Consider the following 3,401-nt stretch of genomic DNA (forward strand, 5'->3'; position numbering starts at 1 on the left):
GGAAGTGGCGGATGCCGTCGATGCGGGCGGTTCTGTAAACGCGGCAGAAGGCCGCAGCCGCGCAGGTGAAGCAAGCGTCCCGGCCCGCCGACAGGGTGTGGACGCCGGCAAGAAGATCGTGGGCCGCAAGCGGCACATCGTCATCGACACGCTCGGCCTGCTGTTGGCGGTGCTGGTCACCGCGGCCAGCGTCCATGCCTCCGTCGCCGGCACCCACCCGCCCCACCAGGCCCGGCCTACGCAAGGCCTGAATGGACGGCGGCTACCACCAACACCTCGTCAAGCACGCGGCCACCCTCAGCATCAACATGGGAATCGTGCAACGTCCCCGCCGACCAGCGCAGCTCTTCCCAGCTGCCCCGCAGGTGGACGGTGGAGCGCACGCTCGGCTGGCTGATGTTCTGAAGCGCTGCGGGTTTATGGAGGCCCGACGGCCTGTGCCGGGTTGTGCCCTATGGCCTGGACGAAACTGCGGTTTCGGCACGCCTCGAGGGCCTTCGCTGCGCTGTGTGCGGTCAGCCGCTCGGCCGGGTCCTTGGCCAGCAGGCCGTCGATGAGCGCGCGCAGCGGGCCGGCGTGCCGCATTGGGGGTGGCTGGGCGGTGCGCACCTGCTCCAGCACCTCGTACGGCGTGGGGCCGCGGAAGGGCAGTCGGCCCTCCACCGCCTCGTACAGCGTCACGCCCAGTGCCCACAGATCCGCCGCGGGTGTCGCTTCCTGTGGCTGCGACCAAGGCGCCGCCAACTCGGGGGCCAGGTACTGCGGGGTGCCGACTGTTTGGGGCCCCTCGACGCCCGGTCCTGCGTCGGTGAGGGCGGCAAGGCCGAAGTCGATCAGCACTGCCCGGTCGTCGGGACGGAAGCAGACGTTGTGCGGCTTGATGTCCCGGTGCAGCACCCCGGCGGCGTGCACCGCTTGTATGCCTCGCAGTAATTCCCGTCCGATCTGTACCACCTGGAGCGCCGGCAGCCGGCCCCGCACGCGCAGCAGGTCTGCCAGCGAGTGCGAGCTGACCTGCTCCATTACGATCCAGACCTGGCCCTCGGCCTCGATCACGTCATGGACGGCGACCACGTGCTCGTGGCAGATGCGGGCAAGGGCCTGCGCCTCATGGTGCGCCCATTGCACCGCTTGTGCCTGCGGCTGCAGGTCCACCGTGCCACGGAAGGCCAGTGCCTTGAGCGCGACCGGGCGGCCGAGCCGATGGTCGTGGGCTTGCCACACAAAGCCCATGGCGCCGTGCCCCAGTGGCCGCTGCAGTTTGTAGCGCCCGTCGACCAGGCGGTGCGGCTCTTCCCTGGGATTTGTCCGTGGTGCCTCCAGCGTTTCCCGGTCGCGGGCCACTGGTGTGTTTCCCGTCCCGGCTCGGCCCTGCGGACCGAGGCTAAGGGCGTGATCGTCAGAGTCCTTCTCCGCTCCGGTGACCAGACCGCCGCAGAATTCGGCGGTCGTGGTCGGCGCGGCCGAGGTGACCGCCTGCCGACGCAGTAGGGCATTCACCCATTGCCGGGCATGGGTGGCTGCGGTGGGCTGGGCGAGCGCAGCACGAAACGCGGCGCGAGCGGCCGGCGGTTGTGTGGAGGTGGACAGGTGCCGAAAGGGCACGGTGTCGATGACGGTCACAATCAGCTCCTCAGAAGGGAGGTGCGCGGTGTGGTGGCTGCATCGAAAGGTGGTATCCGTAACGGTGCGGCGTGAGAACTGTGGGTAGTCCCCGGCGGCGGGATCCGCCGGGGATGGCGCCGTGTGCTGGCGAGGCCAGTCGGCCCGGCTAGGGGCAGATGCACAGATACTGAAGGAGGCGAAGACACAGACGCGGTGATCGCCGCTGCGATGTCGGCGGTGCACGTGCCTCAGGAGTCCCATATGGGGCCGCAGGCCGGAATCCCAAGGCGTTCCAGACCGTGAACCACCTGCCAGGTGACTTTCTTGTTCGCGACGCAGATGACGGCCTCCGCTCCGAAGGACCTGTACGCGGCGTACGCCAGTTGGACCATGTCGGGTTTGCCGTGTTCATCCGAATTCCAGATGGTCGCGTCGGGTTGGACGGCCAGGATTTCGTCGACCAGGGCGTCACCGTAGGTTTTGCGAGGGCTGCGGGTGACCCACACGAGGTGTGCCGGCACCTCATCGGCCAGCAGGTGAGCCAGCAGCGGACCGATGCCGCTGCCGGTGGCCACATAGACGACCCTCTTGAAGAGCTTCCTGACGTTGGCCATGCCGGCCGTGGGGACGCCTCGCACCCATACCTGCGACGGCGGATCGTCGATGAACTCACTGGTCCAGTCGCCGGCCCGGGAGATCACCATGCGATAACCACCTGGGGACAGCGTGGGAGCGGGGATGCTGGCGAAGGTGTGCCATCCCAGCAGCGGGTTACGGCTGATCGGCCTGACCGACCCGATGAAGGGGGTCACTCCATGGTCGAAGCGGACCAGCGCCACGTGTGAGGACGGCCGCTCGACGGTCACCGAGACCTTGCGTAAACGCAGCCACGGCAGCGCGGCGGCCGTTGTGGTCACCACGATCATCCAGATGGTGGGAGCCGTCAGCAACGCAGCGGCGGCCGAGGCCTCGCCTCGCCGGCTGCTCACGAACAGCACCGTGTTCGCCCAGACCAGCAGCAGCGCGGCCCATCCGCAGAACCGGTGCGTTATCTCGAAGCTGTCATGGGCGTGTGCCCGCAGCGGCGGCAACGCCATGATCACCATGACGATGAAGAGCGTCACCAGGGCGTACGAGATCACCACGTTGCCGATCGAGACACTGCCCGGGTCCTGCGCGACGCTGTAAGTGGCGGAACCTACGAAGATCAGGTACCAGAGTGTTCCCGACACCGCCGCACCGACGTGCAATCCGCCGAAGTGATAGACCTTCGCCAACGTCCACCGGAGCTTCAGCGGCCAGGTGGTGGGTGCCCGGGTAGCGAGCCGGCAGAGGAAGTTGATGACGTATTGCTGCCGGAAGATGATAGCTAGCGCGAAGTTGGCCTGGGCGATGGTCGCGATCGCCTCCAGTGCGGTGCTGCGACCGGACCACCACCCCCCACGGATGAACGCGTATCCGAGCAGCACCAGATTCGCCGTCACTACGGCGGCGATCAGGCGGTTGTACGGCATGAGACGGGGGTGCTTGAAAGCCCTCCGCACCAGAGTTGTGCTGGGCTGCTGCGAGCCGGCCGGCAGCTCGCCGACGACCGGCGCCTCGGCTTGGCCGAGCGGCAGAGGGCCGGGTCGCCCACGATGGGATGCGGCCGGGTTCTGCGAGGGGGATGAGGCGGTCAACGCGCTCTCCTCACGGTGTGGGAGTCCGCCGGCATACCGGCCGATACGAGAACTCCGCGGCTTCTGGGTCGCTACCGACGGTGGGCGGCGGCTCCTGCGCAAAGCTGTCGCAGCGCT

General features: G+C 68.0%; 2 protein-coding genes and 1 pseudogene. 1 reads left to right on the forward strand and 2 read right to left on the reverse strand.

Going from position 1 to position 3,401, the window contains the following annotated elements; translation table 11 throughout:
* Positions 1–191: pseudogene (locus IEZ04_RS36155) on the forward strand (transposase); the annotation flags it as partial.
* A gap of 226 nt (positions 192–417) precedes the next feature.
* Here IEZ04_RS36155 and IEZ04_RS34240 read toward each other — a convergent pair.
* Positions 418–1,623, reverse strand: coding sequence for a serine/threonine-protein kinase (locus tag IEZ04_RS34240; RefSeq protein WP_189220903.1), 1,206 nt, complete (start codon positions 1,621–1,623; stop codon positions 418–420).
* 230 nt (positions 1,624–1,853) lie between these two features.
* The gene (locus IEZ04_RS34245) at positions 1,854–3,284 is read right to left on the reverse strand and encodes an FNR domain-containing protein (protein ID WP_373296404.1); all 1,431 of its coding nucleotides are present in this window, start codon (positions 3,282–3,284) and stop codon (positions 1,854–1,856) included.
* Between the last annotated feature and the right edge of the window lie 117 nt (positions 3,285–3,401).

This window comes from Streptomyces ruber, from assembly GCF_014648075.1.
In the GTDB taxonomy this organism is placed as follows: domain Bacteria; phylum Actinomycetota; class Actinomycetes; order Streptomycetales; family Streptomycetaceae; genus Streptomyces; species Streptomyces ruber.